13 protein-coding genes and 1 pseudogene are annotated in these 16743 nt (G+C 35.6%); 8 read left to right on the top strand and 6 right to left on the bottom strand.

Features of this window, described 5'->3' with window-relative positions; translation table 11 throughout:
• Window positions 1-558, top strand: a 558-nt coding sequence (locus WFK35_RS10960; RefSeq protein WP_336732669.1) for a GLPGLI family protein, incomplete at its 5' end; no start/stop codon positions are given.
• Between the two features lie 65 nt (window positions 559-623).
• On the opposite strand, the gene fsa is transcribed toward WFK35_RS10960, so the two are convergent.
• Window positions 624-1277 carry a fructose-6-phosphate aldolase gene (fsa, locus tag WFK35_RS10955; RefSeq protein WP_076389923.1) on the bottom strand — a complete coding sequence of 218 codons (654 nt, stop codon included), beginning with the start codon at window positions 1275-1277 and terminating at the stop codon, window positions 624-626.
• Window positions 1278-1509: 232 nt separating this feature from the next.
• Between fsa and WFK35_RS10950 the strand changes: the two genes are divergently transcribed.
• Window positions 1510-1992 carry a YdeI/OmpD-associated family protein gene (locus WFK35_RS10950; RefSeq protein ID WP_336732668.1) on the top strand — a complete coding sequence of 161 codons (483 nt, stop codon included), beginning with the start codon at window positions 1510-1512 and terminating at the stop codon, window positions 1990-1992.
• A gap of 46 nt (window positions 1993-2038) precedes the next feature.
• Here WFK35_RS10950 and WFK35_RS10945 read toward each other — a convergent pair whose 3' ends face one another.
• The gene (locus WFK35_RS10945) at window positions 2039-2602 is read right to left on the bottom strand and encodes a hypothetical protein (RefSeq protein ID WP_336732667.1); all 564 of its coding nucleotides are present in this window, start codon (window positions 2600-2602) and stop codon (window positions 2039-2041) included.
• A 184-nt stretch (window positions 2603-2786) separates the two neighbouring features.
• Between WFK35_RS10945 and pepE the strand changes: the two genes are divergently transcribed.
• The 4 genes and pseudogenes from pepE to WFK35_RS10925 all read left to right on the top strand — a co-directional run bounded on the left by pepE (window position 2787) and on the right by WFK35_RS10925 (window position 7269).
• A complete protein-coding gene (gene pepE, locus WFK35_RS10940) occupies window positions 2787-3479 on the top strand; it encodes a dipeptidase PepE (protein WP_336732666.1) in 693 nt (230 codons plus the stop codon).
• 370 nt (window positions 3480-3849) lie between these two features.
• A pseudogene (gene dacB, locus WFK35_RS10935) lies at window positions 3850-5220 on the top strand (D-alanyl-D-alanine carboxypeptidase/D-alanyl-D-alanine endopeptidase).
• Between the two features lie 7 nt (window positions 5221-5227).
• Window positions 5228-6382, top strand: coding sequence for a sensor histidine kinase (locus tag WFK35_RS10930; RefSeq protein ID WP_273075781.1), 1155 nt, complete (start codon window positions 5228-5230; stop codon window positions 6380-6382).
• Window positions 6382-7269: a hypothetical protein gene (locus tag WFK35_RS10925; RefSeq protein WP_336732665.1), complete on the top strand. Its 888-nt coding sequence runs from the start codon at window positions 6382-6384 to the stop codon at window positions 7267-7269. The genes WFK35_RS10930 and WFK35_RS10925 overlap by 1 nt, the downstream gene beginning before the upstream one ends.
• Before the next feature lie 25 nt (window positions 7270-7294).
• On the opposite strand, the gene WFK35_RS10920 is transcribed toward WFK35_RS10925, so the two are convergent.
• The 4 genes from WFK35_RS10920 to WFK35_RS10905 all read right to left on the bottom strand — a co-directional run bounded on the left by WFK35_RS10920 (window position 7295) and on the right by WFK35_RS10905 (window position 13313).
• Window positions 7295-9151: a M61 family metallopeptidase gene (locus tag WFK35_RS10920; RefSeq protein WP_336732664.1), complete on the bottom strand. Its 1857-nt coding sequence runs from the start codon at window positions 9149-9151 to the stop codon at window positions 7295-7297.
• Window positions 9152-9318: 167 nt separating this feature from the next.
• Window positions 9319-10947, bottom strand: a complete 1629-nt coding sequence (locus WFK35_RS10915; protein ID WP_336732663.1) for a M1 family metallopeptidase — start codon at window positions 10945-10947, stop codon at window positions 9319-9321.
• Window positions 10948-11398: 451 nt separating this feature from the next.
• On the bottom strand, window positions 11399-12226 hold the full coding sequence (gene tatC, locus WFK35_RS10910; protein ID WP_336732662.1) for a twin-arginine translocase subunit TatC: 828 nt from the start codon (window positions 12224-12226) through the stop codon (window positions 11399-11401).
• A 127-nt stretch (window positions 12227-12353) separates the two neighbouring features.
• The gene (locus WFK35_RS10905) at window positions 12354-13313 is read right to left on the bottom strand and encodes a KpsF/GutQ family sugar-phosphate isomerase (RefSeq protein ID WP_273074143.1); all 960 of its coding nucleotides are present in this window, start codon (window positions 13311-13313) and stop codon (window positions 12354-12356) included.
• Window positions 13314-13472: 159 nt separating this feature from the next.
• On the opposite strand from WFK35_RS10905, the gene recQ reads away from it, so the two are divergent.
• Window positions 13473-15677: a DNA helicase RecQ gene (recQ, locus tag WFK35_RS10900; protein ID WP_214589961.1), complete on the top strand. Its 2205-nt coding sequence runs from the start codon at window positions 13473-13475 to the stop codon at window positions 15675-15677.
• Between the two features lie 589 nt (window positions 15678-16266).
• A partial coding sequence (locus tag WFK35_RS10895) for a glycosyltransferase (protein WP_336732661.1) occupies window positions 16267-16743 on the top strand: 477 nt, incomplete at its 3' end.

Genomic DNA, 16743 nt, shown 5'->3' with positions numbered 1-16743 from the left:
GACTATAAAATTTTGTTTTTCAATCGTTTGGATATGGATGAGTACAAAGTTTCCGATGACAGGAAAATAGACTGGAAAATTTTACCTGAAAAACAAAAAGTAGGTGAATTTAATGCACAAAAAGCAACCACGGATTTCGCCGGAAGAAAATGGACGGCTTGGTTTGTTGCCGAAATTCCGATTCAGGACGGGCCGTATAAATTTCATGGATTACCGGGATTAATTGTAAAGCTGGAAGATCAAACGAACTCTCATTCTTATGTTTTAAAGGAAATTATAGATTTAAAAGATCGGGAATGGAAAAGTCAGGAAGAAAATCATAGATTCGGAGCATTGGTTCCTTTAAATCAGGAGAAATATAAAAAACAGTTTCTAGATTACCGGATTAATCCGACAAAAGGAATACGGCAGATGCTTTCCAGCGGAACAAAAATCATGATGACCGACGAAAAAGGAAATAAGCTGGATGTGGAAGACATGATTCGTCAGCGTGAGAGAAAGGTAAAAGAAGATAATGCAAAAGACAATAATCTTCTGGAACTGGATTTACTGAAATAATAATTACGGCGCGGAAACGAAGTTTCCGCGCCGTAATTTATTCTAAAATATAAAAAGATATATTGTTAAGATAATTTCTGAGAATCCGCAACAAACTGAGCCAATCCGCTGTCTGTTAAAGGATGTTTCAGTAAACTCAAGATCGGAGGAAGCGGTGAAGTAATCACATCTGCCCCGATTTTAGCACAGTCGATAATGTGCATCGAATGACGGATAGAAGCTGCTAAAATTTCAGTTTCATACATATAATTATCAAAAATCAATCTGATTTCCTGGATTAAATTTAATCCGTCAGTTGAAATATCATCCAGTCTTCCCAGGAAAGGAGAAACATAAGTTGCACCCGCTTTTGCAGCCAAAAGAGCCTGTCCCGGAGAGAAAATCAGCGTACAGTTCGTTTTGATCCCTTTATCTGAAAAATATTTTAATGCTTTGATTCCGTCTTTGATCATTGGGATTTTCACCACGATATTCGGATGGATTGCTGCCAATTCGTCCCCTTCTTTAATCATTTCTTCATACGTTGTAGAAAGAACTTCCGCAGAAATATCTCCGTCTACAATTTCGCAGATGGCTTTGTAATGATTTTTAATCGCTTCAGCTCCCTGAATTCCTTCTTTTGCCATTAAAGACGGGTTGGTTGTTACCCCATCAAGAATTCCAAGATCTTTGGCTTCTTTTATTTGCTCTAAATTAGCAGTGTCAATAAAAAATTTCATTTGTTTTACAGATTTATTTTTTACAAAGATAATCATTCCTTTTTGAGTGGAAAATTAATTAAAGATGAGATTCTGCATTCAGGAAGAGTTTCTCTTTAAACAAAAGTTAAATAGTAGAGAATACAATTCTCCTCTTTCGGAGGGGTGGCAAAAATTCAAAGAATTTTTGACGGGGTGGTTAAATATTTACAGTTTTAAAATAATCATTAATTTAGTTAACAATAAAGTAGTAATGAAAAACCATTTCACCACGAAACTCGAAATTATCGGAATTAATCCGTTTGTTTTTCTTCCTGAAGAAATTCTTGCCGTTGTATTTGAAAGCTCAGGCAAAAATAAAAGTCCGATTCCCGTAAAAGGAACAATAAACGGCAAAGAATTTAAACAGAATTTAATGAAATACAAAGGAGAGTGGCGTCTTTATATTAATATGATTATGCTGAAAGATTCACCGAAAAGAATTGGCGAAACGGTAGATGTTTTTATTGAATATGATAATTCCGGGAGAAAAATTTCTATGCATCCTGACTTGGAGAAAGCCATCAGCGAAAATCCTGTTGCTTTAAGAAACTTTGAAAATTTAACTCCTTCAAGCAAATCAGAGCTGATAAAATATATCAATCATCTGAAAACTGAAAAAAGCATCCAGAGAAATATTCAGAAAATCATTCAGCATCTGAAAGGAGAAACAGACTTTTTCGGCAGGAAAATTTAATAAAAAGAAAAAAGATCCGAAGAAATTTTCTTCGGATCTTTCACAACTATGAATTTAAAGCTTTGCTTAACTTTACAGCATCCTGATTGGTAGGATCGTACTGTAAAGATTTAGCAATATGCTCCTTTGCTTTATCAGGATTGCTCTGCTGTTCGGAGAACGCTACATAAAAATAAGCGTATGCCAGATTTTTCTTATTCTGTTCCACCTCTTCAGGTTTTACCGTTGCAATATACTTTTCATAAGCCAGTTTTGCATTGGCATCGTCTTTCGCAGACTGATAGGCATAAGCCTGACTATAATAAGATGGAGCCCAATCCGGTACTAAAACCGAAATCTTTTTCCATGTATCAATTGCGTTTGTCCAGTCTGAAGCTTCCTGATACGCTCCGGCTAATTTTGACAAAGCTTCGGTATCTTTAGGGTTGGCTTCGATCTGTTTTTTTAGACCGTCAATCGTTGGATTTCCTGTCGACTGAGCGGTTGTTGTGGTTGTTTTTGCAGCAGTTGTACTGTCTGTCTGTGTCGTCTGTGCATTTACAAAACTTGCGGTTCCTATAAACATCAAACCTAAAAACAGGTTTTGGATATTACTTTTAATCATTTTCATAATCTTACATTTTTCAAGTTGATAACTAAAGTTCAATTATAATTCCATAAACGTCTAAATTTTAGAACCTTTAAACTTTTTTGGAAAATATTAACGGGATTCTATGTTTTTTTATCATTATTTTTGATTCGCTGCAGATTCGGTTATCTTTGTAACACAACGATCATAAGACAAATCATCCGTTATGAATATCATTTTGGCATCAACTTCCACACTCTTTGGTGGAGCATATCTGGAATATCTGAGAGAAGAATTAATCAAATTATATGAAGGAATCGAAGAAATCATTTTCGTGCCTTTCGCAAGACCGGGCGGAATTTCTCATGACGATTATACCGCGAAAGCACGTTCTTTTTTTGAAACCATCCATATTAAAGTGAGAGGTCTTCACGAATTTGAGGATAAAACACAAGCCATAAACAGTGCGAAAGCATTTTTTACAGGAGGCGGAAATACTTTTTTACTGGTGAAAACTTTACATGAAGAAGGCTTGATGAATGTTTTGAAAGAAAATGTTGAAGGCGGAAAACCTTATCTGGGATGCAGCGCAGGAAGCAATATCGGCGGACAGAATATGAAAACAACGAACGATATGCCGATTGTATATCCTCCAAGTTTTGATTGTATGGGGCTGGTTCCGTTCAATATCAATCCGCATTATCTCGATCCGAATCCTGAACTTAAACATAATGGTGAAACCAGAGAAACCAGAATTAAAGAATTTTTAATGCAGAATGACCTAAAAGTTGTCGGACTTCGTGAAGGAAACTGGATCAGAAGAATGGGCGATAAAATTACTGTTGAGGGAACCGAACTCACGAGAATCTTCGAAAAAGGGAAGGAACCTTATGAAATCGAATCCGGAACTGAACTGTAAATTTTATTTTAATTATATTTGAATTGAAGAATTTGATTTTGAATTCATATGTAAATGAAATCAGATGTTTCGCAGGTTTAGCATGATATTTATAATACTAACGGTTTTATATCAACAGTTTATTTGTAGCAGTGTCATGCTGAGCTTGTCGAAGCATATCAATTAAGCGATCAAAAGAATAAAAATCAAAGATTTTAAAAAACTATGGTGAGCTTTTTCATTTATAATGATCAGCTTTAAATAAAAGTTTAGTTCATCTTTTGTGGCTTTTGCGGTTAAATAAAAGTTTAGACAGACTTAAAAATATGCTGAAAAAATAAAGCAGATTCTTTATTTCTAAAAAGACAATAAAAAGTTTATAAAAAACGCAATGAAAAAGACATTGGCTGTTCTTACATTATCCACGCAGATTATTTTTGCCCAAAATATTACTCAGAAACTGGATGAAGCCACCAAAACCCTGATGAATTCTTCAGGGGCAATTTCGTCTAACTTATCATTTTATGTTTCCGATGAAAACGGAAATTTTATTTATGAATATCAGGGAAATAAAGGACTTTCCACAGCTTCTACGCAGAAAATATTTACTGCCGGAGCAGCTTTGGAGATTTTAGGAAAGAACTACACGTATAAGACTACTTCATCATATTCCGGAAATATTTCTGGCGGAAACCTGATCGGAAATCTTTTCATCAGTTCAACCGGAGATCCCACATAGGGAAGCTGGAGGTATGAAGCTTATAAACCCGAAATTTTTAAGCAGAAATTAATTGATGCCATAAAAAAGTCCGGGATTAAAAAAATTTCGGGAGATCTTGTGATCGACGATTCTTACTTTGATCATCAAACGATTCCGGGAGGATGGCCATGGAATGATCTTGGAAATTACTATGGAGCCGGAGTTTGGGGGGTCAACTGGCGTGAAAACCAGTTCGATATCAACATCATCGGAAATGAATTCAAAAGCTTCTCTTATCCGCTTGAAGGAGTTAACTGGCTGAATGATCTTAAAGTGGGCGGAAGTTCCGATCAGAGTCTGATTTTTACGGCGCCGCATTCTGATGTTGCACTGATTAACGGAACTTTACCAGCTAAAACGGTTACGGTTTCCGGTTCGGTTCCCAATCCGCCTTTGCAGCTTGGAGCGGAAGTGAAGCAATGGCTGAAAGATTCGGGAATTGATTTTTCGGGGAAAGTGGTTACCAATTCCCAACTGGAAATTGAAGGGAGAAAGGCATTGCAGGCTCCAAAAAATAATATTATTCTTACCTACGAATCGCCGACTTTGGATAAAATCATCTATTGGTTTCTGAGAAAAAGTATCAATTTTTACGGTGAAAATTTAATAAAAACGTTAGGAAAAGAGAAAAAAGGCGATCCAAGTTTTAAAAGCGGAGTGGTTTATTTAAAAGAATTCTGGAAATCAAAGGGCATCAACCCGAATATGATTAATTTTGCAGACGGAAGCGGACTTTCTCCGCAAAATTATGTTGCTGCGAAAGCAGAAGTTCAGGCTTTGCTGTACGCCAGAAAACAGCCTTGGTTTGAATCTTATTATGAAGGTTTTCCAACGCACGATAACGGCATGAAAATGAAAAGCGGAACCATGAGCGACACCAAATCTTACGCAGGATACCACACCTCAAAAGACGGAAAAAAATATGTTTTCTCCATTATCATCAATAATTATGAAGGAAGCGGAAGCACGGAACTGCAGAAAATCCTGAATGTTTTAAAATAAATTTGCCTTGAAGAAATCCATATTTGCGAGACTTAACAACTGGATTATTTTTACGCTGATGACAATTGTTGTCTTAACGATTGTTATTGCGTCCACGATCCTTTTTAATTTTCTCCGAAAAGAAGAAGTAAAAAGGGTAGATATTTTAGTCACTGCACTGAAATTTCAGCAGGAAGTGAAGGTTCCGAGTCTGGAAATTCAGGCATTGCTGCTGCAGATTTACAGTTCGAATACCACGATTCCGGTGATTATTCTGGACAAGGACGGACAGATTATTGAGCATAAAAATATTCCGCAGGATATTGAAAATAATTCTGCTGAAATTGTTGCCTTGGCTAACAAAATGGCTAAAAATTATCCGCCGATTGAAATAAAAGTTCCCAACGCGAACAATCAGTTTGTATACTATGATAATTCCGAATTGCTGAATAATCTTCGGTATTCTCCCTATATTTTAGGGTTTTTCATTCTGTGTTATTTTCTTTTTTCATTCTGGTTTTTAAGGACGATTAAAAAAACGGATGAAGGCTATCTTTGGGCAGGTTTGGCAAAGGAAACCGCTCACCAGATTGGAACTCCATTGTCTTCGATGATCGGCTGGATGGAAATTATGAAACTGGATACTCCGGATTCCGAAGGCGTTCATGAAATTGAAAAAGATATTGAGAGATTAAGAACGATTTCCGAGAGGTTTTCGAAGATTGGTTCTGTTCCGGAACTGAATGATAGGGATTTCAACGCGACCATTCAGGAAAATTATGATTATCTGAAAACAAGAATTTCAAGAAAGATTAATTTCGGACTTCATCTTCCCAATTACACGATTTTGGTTCCCCATAATAAAATCCTGATGAGCTGGGTGATTGAAAATCTGGTAAAAAATGCAGTGGATGCGATGAAAGGAGAGGGCTCTATTTCTATGTCGGTTTTAGAAAGAAATAAAAATATTGTTGTTGAAGTTCAGGATACGGGAAGCGGAATGACGAAACAACAGGCAAGAAATGCTTTTAAACCCGGTTATTCCACCAAAAAACGAGGTTGGGGATTGGGATTGTCTCTTGCAAAAAGAGTGATTCAGGAATATCACAACGGAGATATTAAAATTTCCCAGACGGAAATAGGAAAGGGAACAACTTTTAGGATTACGATTAAGAAAGGGTAATGAAAAGAATAATTGCAATATTATTGCTTTTAACATTTAATAGTTTTGATTCACAAATCAGAAAGGAAATTTCAATTCTTACTGACAGCATGAATAGTATTTTTGAGAAACTTCCCTATGACCATTTTTCAGAAGAGGATATTAAGCAAATTGATCTGCTTCAAAAGCTGAGACAAAAGTTTCGGTTAGAAGTAAATGATAATGAACTTGTATACATTTATAAAAATGAATTTACACCAAAAGTTAAAAATGAAGCTTTAACAGAAATTTATAAAAGAAAAAATATAGATAAAATTAAACTTTTTAAGGAAACTGTTCACTTGAAGGATACTTTAAAATTGTCTGAATATGATACTTATTTAATACAAGGTATTTTTTTTGATGCAATTACAGAAAATGATTATAAAATAACTAATTATTTAACAGATTATATTTTTAGTGCTGAACCATTAAACATCCCATTAATAGAAGATATAACGCATAGAATACCTAAAAACAAAATCTACTACGAGAAAGCTAAAAAAGTTGCTGTTGAAAATAATGCTAAATATCTTTTAAATTATGTTGCAGAATTTAAAAATGAGAATGATATTGAACTGATTAAAAGCTATGGATCAGATTCTTATTTTGCGATTCAAAAATTTCCTTCTGAAGAATTTTTACCGTTTTTGGAATTAATGGCTGAAAAAGACAATAAAAAATATGATTATTTAGCTACTGTTGCTAGCTTTTGTAAAAACAAAAAATCAGCTCAATTAATTGATAAAGTCTTCAAGGTATTAAACAGAGATAATTATAATATCAATTTATTTGAACATTTTTTATCTGAGGTTAATAAATGTCCTGTACATAAAAAAAGCGGAGAAAATTCCCCGCTTGATTACTAAGTCCTAATTTTAATCTTAGCTGCATTTATTTTTTTCCGGTTAACCACTGATCCTGTAATTTTTGTTCAGCGGCTGTTGGATTAGATTTGAACTGAAGCGTTTCGATCGTCATTTTATCAAGAATTGCTTTTCCTTTAAGATCGATTTTCTCTGTTTTATCCCCATTTTTTCTTAAAACAGTTACCGTTACATTTTGTCCCTCCTTCACAGATTTCGCATACTCCACAAACGACTGGATATTCTGAACATTAATGGTTTTTCCGTCCAGAGCAACGATTTTATCAGTGATTTTAAATCCGATGCTTTTTGAGAAAGGAGACAGAGCAGAACTTTCGTCGAATACAAAAGCATTATCCTTATCATCAAAACCGGTCTGTTGAGGATCTTTAATGAACCAGAAAATTGGCGGAGTTTCCTGTTTTTTTGCTTCTACACCAACAAGACTCAGATATTGTGCATAAGGAGTCGGCTGATCTCCTGCGATGTATTTATTGTAAAAATCTTTTACCTGAGGATAACCTGTAACTGTTACCAGTTCGTCAATCAGTTTATCGTCTTTAAACGGTTTGTTTTCCCCAAATCGCTGCGACAGTTTGCGGATCATGTCACGATAGCCCATTTCTCCGTTGGACAGCTTTCTCAATTCGATATCAAGACACATCGCAAGAAGCGCACCTTTTTCATAAACGTTTCTATATTGGTCTTTGTATTCGTTCTTCAGAACATTTTTACTCATTACCGTGAAAGGCATGGTATCGTTATAGTTCTTGGAGTTGGCGATTTTTTCGCTCATTCTCTGAAGGAATTCATCTTTTGTGATCAGACCTTCCTGAATCTGGAATAAATTCGCAAAATACTCTGTTCCGCCTTCATACATCCACAAATGCTGAGACATTTTCGGATCTGCATAATCGAAATAATGAATTTCTTCCGAATGCGTTTTTAAAGGATTTACCGTGTGGAAAAACTCATGAGAAACAACGTCTGTAATGGTTTTGTCAATCGCATCTTTTGGCATCATTTCTGGCAGGACAACACTTGTGGATTCGTGGTGTTCCAACGCTCCGAAACCTTTGATATGCGGTTCTTCCATCCCCGAAAGATAAAGCATGATCGCATATTTTTTGTTGGTGTTCATATCACCTAAGAATTTCTTCTGGGCAATCACCGTTTTCTCAAGATTTTCTTTGAAATCAGCGGCTTTGTATTTTCCTGTCGGAGAATAAACGCCTAATACAAGATCCATTCCTCCCGCATTGAACGTCACATAATCTGGTTTTGTGTACATTAACGGAGAATCGGTCACTTTTGCATAATTCGCTAAAGTATAGGTATCTGTAGATTCAGATTTATCCTGATCTACCAAAGCGGTTGTTCCGTAGAAATCCGTTGGTTTCTGGATAATTAACTGATAAGGAACGTCCTGCATATTATCAATATAACCTACAAATCCGTGGGTATTGATCAGATAAACTTTTCCGGTTTCAATATCTGTTCCCGAAGGTGAAAATACTGCTTTGTGTTTGGAATCATCCATTTCTTCATCAAAACTGTCATTCACAAGATAAGTTACTTTGCTTAAATTCTGAGCGTTTTTTAGAGCGTAAGTGTTGTCATTTACTTTTGTGAAAGCAATCTCTTTTCCTTTGTTATCTAAAAATTTAATTCCTTCCACGAATCTTCCGTAATCGTCTACAGAATAAGTTCCCGGAACCGTTTTAGGAAAATGAAACTTCACGTCACCAGATTTCATTTTTGGAAATTCCATCGTTACGGCAACCTTATCGTCTTTTACATTTACCAGATCTATCGTAGTTTTTATAGACTGTGCATTTACAAAAAACGCAGCCAGTAATCCTAAACTTAGTGCTATTTTTTTCATTGAGTTCAAATTATATCTAAGTTGTTGATGAAAAATTGATTTTGTTACTTTAAAAGTTTTAAATTTTTGTTAAAATTTACAGAGAGTAATTAATTTAATACTGATTCCTGGATAAATCAAACAAAAAAGCAAAACCGAAAAACGATTTTGCCTGTATTATTAAGATTTTACTGTACCTTTTTATAATCAATGTAATAATTCTCGTTAAACTGTACCGGATTTCCTTTTTTTAGTTTTACAATCTGCCATTGCTCGGTTGGATTAATGGTGATTCCGTCAACAATAATAGGAAGTTTTAAATTCTTCACAACGTTGGTGTAGCGGAATTTCAGTTCTTCGCCTTTCTGGGAATATTCCAGTGTCGGAATTTTTGTGGTTCTCAGATATTGATTGAACACACTCGAAAAATCGATTCCGGATTTCTTTGAAATGTAATTTTCGATCTGTTCGGTGGTAACCGTCTGATGATAAAAATCTTTATTGATTCCTCTTAAAATTTCTCTGAATTTCGCATCGTTATTGATGACCTGACGAATCGTGTGAAGCATACTTGCGCCTTTCGGATACATATCGCCGCTTCCTTCATTTCTTACGCCGTATTTCCCGATGATCGGAACATCATTCTGAATACCGTTTCGGATTCCCATCGCATAAAGTTCTGCAGATTTTTTATCCATATATCTTTCTGTAAAAAGTACTTCGGAATAATTTGTGAAACTTTCGTGAATCCACATATCTGCCTGATCTTTTGCCGTAATATTATTCGCAAACCACTCATGTCCGCTTTCGTGAATAATGATGAAGTCCCAGTTCAGACCAACTCCGGTACCGGAAAGGTCTCTTCCAAGATAACCGTTCTGGTATCCGTTTCCGTAAGCAACATTGCTTTGATGTTCCATTCCTAAATAAGGCGAATCAACAAGCTTGTAAGAATCTTCATAGAAAGGATAGGATCCAAACCAGTATTCAAACGCAGAAAGCATCGGTTTTACCTGCTGAAACTGTTTTTTTGCTTTGTCTAAATTATAATCAATTACCCAATAATCCAGATCCAGTTTCCCTTTTTCTCCGTTAAAAGTATCTTTGAAGTTCACATATTTTCCAATATTCGGAATGATAGAGTAGGCATTAATCGGATTTTTAATTTCCCATGTGTAAGCCATTTTATCGCCTTCTGCTTTTTTGCTGATTAGTCTTCCGTTTCCAACCCCCACTAAATCTTTGGGAGTAATGATTTTCATCACAACGCCATTGTCGGGTTCATCGTCCCAAATATCTTTGGTAGGAAGCCAGATGGAAGCTCCGATTCCTTCGTCGGCAACGCTCATCCACGGATTTCCGTTTTCATCTTTGGTGAAAACCCAGCCTCCGTCCCAAGGAGCTCGTTTTGCAATGGTAGGATTTCCGGAATAGGTGACGTCAATAGTATATTTTTCACCTTTTTTAAAGCTTTTATTGGTTTTGATCCAGATAAAATCGCCATCCTGTTTATATTCTGCAACCGGAAAACTAGCTTCCACTTTGTCCGCTTTCATTGGCTGCTGAAGATCAATCTGGAAAGTAGGATTTGTAACGTCTTTGATGATCTCAAAACTGATCTTGTTGTTTCCTTTAATGCTTTTCTGGGCAAAATCCGGCTCTACGGAAAGGTCATATTTTTTGACGTCCCAAAAGTTTCGGAATTGTGTATTGGAACCTTTTAAGGTATCCTGTTTTGTGAAAACCTTATCTTTTTCGAAAAACTGTCCGAAAGAAAGACTTGCCGCAAACAAAAGCGTATATGAAAGTTTTTTCATCTGAATTAAATTATAATAGCTAAAATAGAAATTTAATAGACGTAAAATTTAGCTTCCCTAAATTATTACGATCTTTTTAATTAGACGGAAGAAGTAAAAGTTTGTTACATTCTTTGTCGTTATCATTTCGTTATCAATTGTTTTCCAATTAAATTCCCCTCCTTTGGAGGGGTGGCAAAAATTCTGAAGAATTTTTGACAGGGTGGTTAAAAAAAACACAATCCACAAAAGATTTATTATCAATATTTTCAGAAACCATTCTTTTCCACACAAAAACCCTAGCCGTGATTGCAGCAATTGTCTGAGCTCATTTTCAAGATTCAGGTTTTGCGGCGAAGCCGCCGCAAAACCCTAAACCTGAAAAATAGCGAGTGCGGAAAGCGCGATAAAGCTCCTGAAAAAGAAAAATCCCGCAGAAAATCTACGGGACTATATTTTGAATGGATAAAAATTATTTCTGAACTGTAGGTAAATTTCCAGCCGCTTTCTGAACTTTCTTATACGTATACGAACACATGATGATACTGAATTCGTACAGTAAAAGCAGTGGAAATGCTGCCATCAACATACTTAAAACGTCTGCCGGAGTGATAATTGCTGCAACCACCATGATTAAAACAATCGCATGACGACGGTAGGTTTTCATAAAGGTTGGTGTAAGAATTCCGATGGTGGTAAGGAAATAAATAAGCACCGGAAAAAGGAAAATTACGCCCATTCCTAAAACTACCTGTAAAAACAGAGTCGTATAATCGCTTAAATCATAAAGCGGAATAATAATATCGGAGATTTTGAAAATAACCCCAAAATTAACGGCAAAAGGAAGGATTAAATAATATCCGCATAAAACGCCTGTCATAAATAAAATCCAAACTGAATTGATGATAAAGATTGAATTTTTTCTTTCATTCGGATGTAAAGCGGGACTGATGAATCTCCAAAGTTCCCACACAATATAAGGAAAAGCCAAAACAATTCCTCCAAAAATGGAAACCGCCATCATTACATTAAACTGCTGGTAAAGCTTGCTTGCACGAACCGGAAAATCTTTCGGAAGGTGAATGCTGTCTTCGCCTAAAATCATTTTAGAAAAATGATTCACAATCTCAAAGGTCGCAAAATCGTTTCTTGTAGGACCAAAGAAAACGTGATCCATAATCCAGTTGATATTGAAACCGATAATAACTGCAGCAACTATAATAGCAAGAATAGAACGGATGAGATGACCTCTTAGTTCACCAATATGTCCCCAAAAAGACATGTCTTTAGCATCACTCACAGGATAATATTTTTTAAGATTTCAAATTTAGGGAAAAAGTTTCAGTAAAAAGAGATGTTTCATTTTTTTAAATGCAGATGCCTGCTTATTATGAGAAAAATTAAATCTTTTCACGTATACATTCTGATTAATTAATTCCTTCATCAAGCAATTTATGCAGATCGATAATCCCGAAATATTTTCCGTTTTCAGTTACCACAAGCTGTCCGATATTATTATCCTTTAAAATTTTCATGGCTTCCTTAGCCAGAGCGTTTCTTTCGATGGTCTTCGGATTTGCAGACATAATATCTTTTGCCAGAACTTTAGCGATATCATCACCCTTTAAAAGCATTCTTCTCAAATCGCCGTCGGTAATGACTCCGATAATTTCATCATTGTTCGTTACCACCGTAATTCCGTGTCGGGAACCGCTGATGGAGATGATAACATCTTTTACTGTATCATTTTCAGTAACCTGAGGTTTTTGGGATGAAAGAAAATCGTCTACTTTTGAAATTAAATTTTTACCCAGACTTCCTCCCGGATGAAATTTGGCAAAATCATTCGCTTTGAAATCATTCATTTCCATTAAGGCAATCGCCAAAGCATCTCCCAAAGCCATTTGCAGAGTGGTTGAACTTGTAGGCGCAAGTTTATTAGGGCAGGCTTCCTTTTCTACATGAGTATCTAAAATTATTTCTGAAAATTCCGCAAGTTTACTGGATTTATTTCCCGTCATTCCTATTAAGGCGGAAGAATAATCTTTTAAATAAGGAACCAGATTCACAATTTCCGGTGAATTTCCGGAATTTGAAATACACAACACAACATCCTGCTTCTGAATAACGCCCAGATCTCCGTGGATGGCTTCCGAAGCATGCAAAAACTGAGAAGGGGTTCCTGTAGAGTTCAGGGTAGCAACGATCTTATTTCCGACGTGTGCTGATTTCCCGATTCCCACCACGATAAGTTTTCCTTTTGCAGAATGTATGATTTCTACAGCTTTTGCAAAATCGTCATTAATTCTGGATTTAAGTTTTTCAAGTTCTGAAATTTCTATTTCTAAAGTGCTTTTCGCGATTGAAATAATATCGGCTCTTTCCATTTTTCTTTTTACAACGTATAAAAAAAATCTCTTAAAAAACGTTATATTTTTAAAAGAATATTTAATATAAATTTTATTTTTTATAAATTCGTTCGCTTTTATTTTAAGCGAAAAATTCATATCTTTGGGTTAGATGCAAATTTAGCAATAGAAAATTAGATGAGCGCAAAAAAAGCCAATTTATCAGGCGAATTGAAAAAATATTTCGGGTTTTCTACTTTTAAAGGACAGCAAGAGCAGATTATAGAAAACCTTTTGAACGGGAAGGATATATTTGTTCTGATGCCTACAGGAGGAGGAAAATCCTTATGTTATCAGCTTCCGGCTCTTATTTCGGAAGGTACGGCAATTGTGGTTTCTCCGCTTATAGCGTTGATGAAAAACCAAGTAGATGCCGTGAACGGGCTTTCATCTGATGATGGAGTAGCACACGTTTTAAATTCATCATTAAACAAAACGCAGACCAAACAGGTTTTCGACGATATTAAAAATGGCAAGACCAAACTTTTATACGTTGCTCCGGAATCATTAATTAAGGAAGAATATTTAGATTTTCTGAAAGATGTAAAAATATCTTTCTTTGCGATTGATGAAGCACACTGTATTTCAGAGTGGGGACACGATTTCAGACCGGAATACCGAAACCTGAAATCCATTATCGATAAAATTGCCGATGTTCCGGTGATTGCACTTACCGCAACAGCTACACCAAAAGTTCAGGATGATATCCAGAAAACTCTTGGGATGACGAATGCTTTGGTCTTTAAGGAAAGCTTCAACAGACCGAATCTTTACTATGAAGTACAGCCAAAAGTAAATGTAGACAAGGAAATTGTAAAGTTCATCAGTCAGAATAAAGGGAAATCTGGAATCGTTTACTGTCTGAGCCGAAGAAAAGTTGAAGAATTTGCACAGCTTCTTCAGGTAAATGGCGTAAATGCATTGCCTTATCATGCAGGACTGGATCAGAAAATCAGAGTGGCAAATCAGGATAAATTTCTGATGGAGGAAGTGGATGTGATTGTGGCAACTATTGCCTTCGGAATGGGAATCGATAAGCCGGATGTACGTTTTGTAATTCATTACGATTTCCCGAAATCTCTGGAAAGCTATTATCAGGAAACCGGTCGTGCCGGACGTGATGGCGGAGAAGGTCATTGTCTCGCGTTCTACGATCCTAAAGATATTGAAAAACTGGAGAAATTCCTCGCTCAGAAGCCTGTTTCCGAAAGAGAAATCGGATTGCAGCTTCTCAATGAAGTGGTTGGATACGCTGAAACTTCAATGAGCAGAAGACAGTATATTCTGTATTATTTTGGGGAAAATTTTGATCCGATCAATGGTGACGGCGCAAAAATGTGCGACAATTCATCGAATCCGCCAAAATTAAAAGATGCAACAGATGATCTTAAAAAAGTTCTGGAACTTATTAATGATACCGGAGAAAAATTCAAAGCTAAAGATCTTATTTCGGTCATCGCAGGAAAAGAAACTGCGGTTACTAAATCTTACAAACTGGAACAGACTTCTTATTTCGGTTTTGGAAAAGAAGAAAAAGACAACCACTGGAAAACAATTTTAAGACAGGCAACAGTTCAGAATTTTTTACAGAAAGATATTGAAACCTACGGCGTTTTAAAAATTGCTGAAAAGGGAAGACTGGTTCTTGACGGAAAACTGGAACATTCTTTCTTAATTGCAGAAGACAGAGAGTTTGATTTAACGCAGACAAAAGCGGAAAGCGATCAGGTTCAGATGCAGTCCGGAGGCGGTCTGGATCAGAATTTATTCAACCAGCTTAAAGAATTAAGAAAAAAAGTTGCCAAAAAACACGGAATTCCGCCTTACACAGTGTTTATGGATCCGAGTTTGGAAGATATGACGGTTCAGTATCCGATTACGGTGGAAGAAATTACTAAAATCTACGGAGTCGGAGAAGGAAAAGCCAAGAAATACGGTAAAGAATTCGCAGATTTCATTAGTAAATATGTAGAAGACAACAATATCGAGCGAACTCAGGATATGGTTCTGAAACAGGTGGCAAACAAATCCAGTCACAAAGTTTTCATCATTCAGAGTACCGATAAAAAGATTGATCTTGAAGATATTGCAAGAGCCAAAAATCTTTCGATGGATGAATTGCTCAAGGAAATGGAACGTATTGTTTATCAGGGAACCAAACTGAATATCGATTATTATATTGAAGATAATTTTGATGAAGATATTGTTGACGGTTTCATGGAATTCATGAATGAATCTGAAAGCGACAGCATGAAAGTTCTGCTTGATGAATTCGGAGACGAACTTTCGGATGAAGAGGTGAGAATGTTGAGAATAAAATTCATCAGCGATGTTGCCAACTAAATGAAAGATGTATTAAAATATCTTTTGTATATTATAATTTTCTTGATAGGATGCTATTTCCTTTTACTTCTTTTTGGGGTATTTATAGACTGGTTTCTTCAGGGAAAAAAATAAAAAAGAAGCTCTTCCCACGAGGATTTTCTTTTTTATTTTAAGAAAAAGTACTCATTTAAGTGGTATTCGTAAAATTTGTCATTCCGTAGGAATCTAAATGTAGTACTAGAAAATTTTATGTTGGGATTCCTACGGAATGACAAACTGAACAAATGAAAAAATTAAATAGAGTTTAATTTCATACTGAAATTGTTAATCAGAATGTTTAAACTTAATAGCTATAACCATCGCAAAGACGCAAAATATTCATTAAATACGGTCTTGTCTTAAAGCGCAAAGATTTTATCTACGATAAAATTAGGCATCAATTCTTATTGAAAATCTTTGATTTTCTTGCGCCTTAAAAGTTTAAGACTAATAAAGATCTTGCGTCTTTGCGTTTTCCAACAAGAATATTTTTATTTATAAAAAAGTTTAAACAAACTCTATAGGTTTGGTTTGAAGGTTAAGAAAACTTTTTACTAATTTTACAGTGATGAAAAAGATTTCTGTCATATTTATTCTGCCGGATCTGGAAACCGGAGGCGCAGAAAGGATTGTTACTACCATTGCAAATCATCTCTCACGGGATCGTTTTGAGCCTAAGATTTTGCTTCTGCGTAAACAGGGAGGTTATCTCAGTATTTTAAAAGATGACGTTGAAATCATTGATGTTAATACAGAAAGAATCAGACATTCCTTAAAACCTATTCTCAGGGAAATTTACCGCAGAAAACCGGATATTGTATTTTCCGGATTTGGAGAAGTAAATGCTTATCTGTCTTTATTCATCAAAGTTTTTCCCAAAACAAAATTTATTGCAAGAGAAACCAATGTTGTTTCTCAGCACGTTACCAGAAAGGAGATTAAATTTTTCTACAATTTTTATAACAATTACGATACAATCATTGCGCAGAGTGATGATATGAAGCATGATCTGATGCTTAATTTCAAGATTAAACCTTCGAAAATC

This window comes from Chryseobacterium sp. VD8 (genome assembly GCF_037149975.1).
GTDB classification, from domain to species: Bacteria; Bacteroidota; Bacteroidia; order Flavobacteriales; family Weeksellaceae; genus Chryseobacterium; species Chryseobacterium indicum.
The sequence above is the reverse complement of the archived record's forward strand: the minus strand, read 5'-3'. Positions and strand labels throughout refer to the sequence as shown.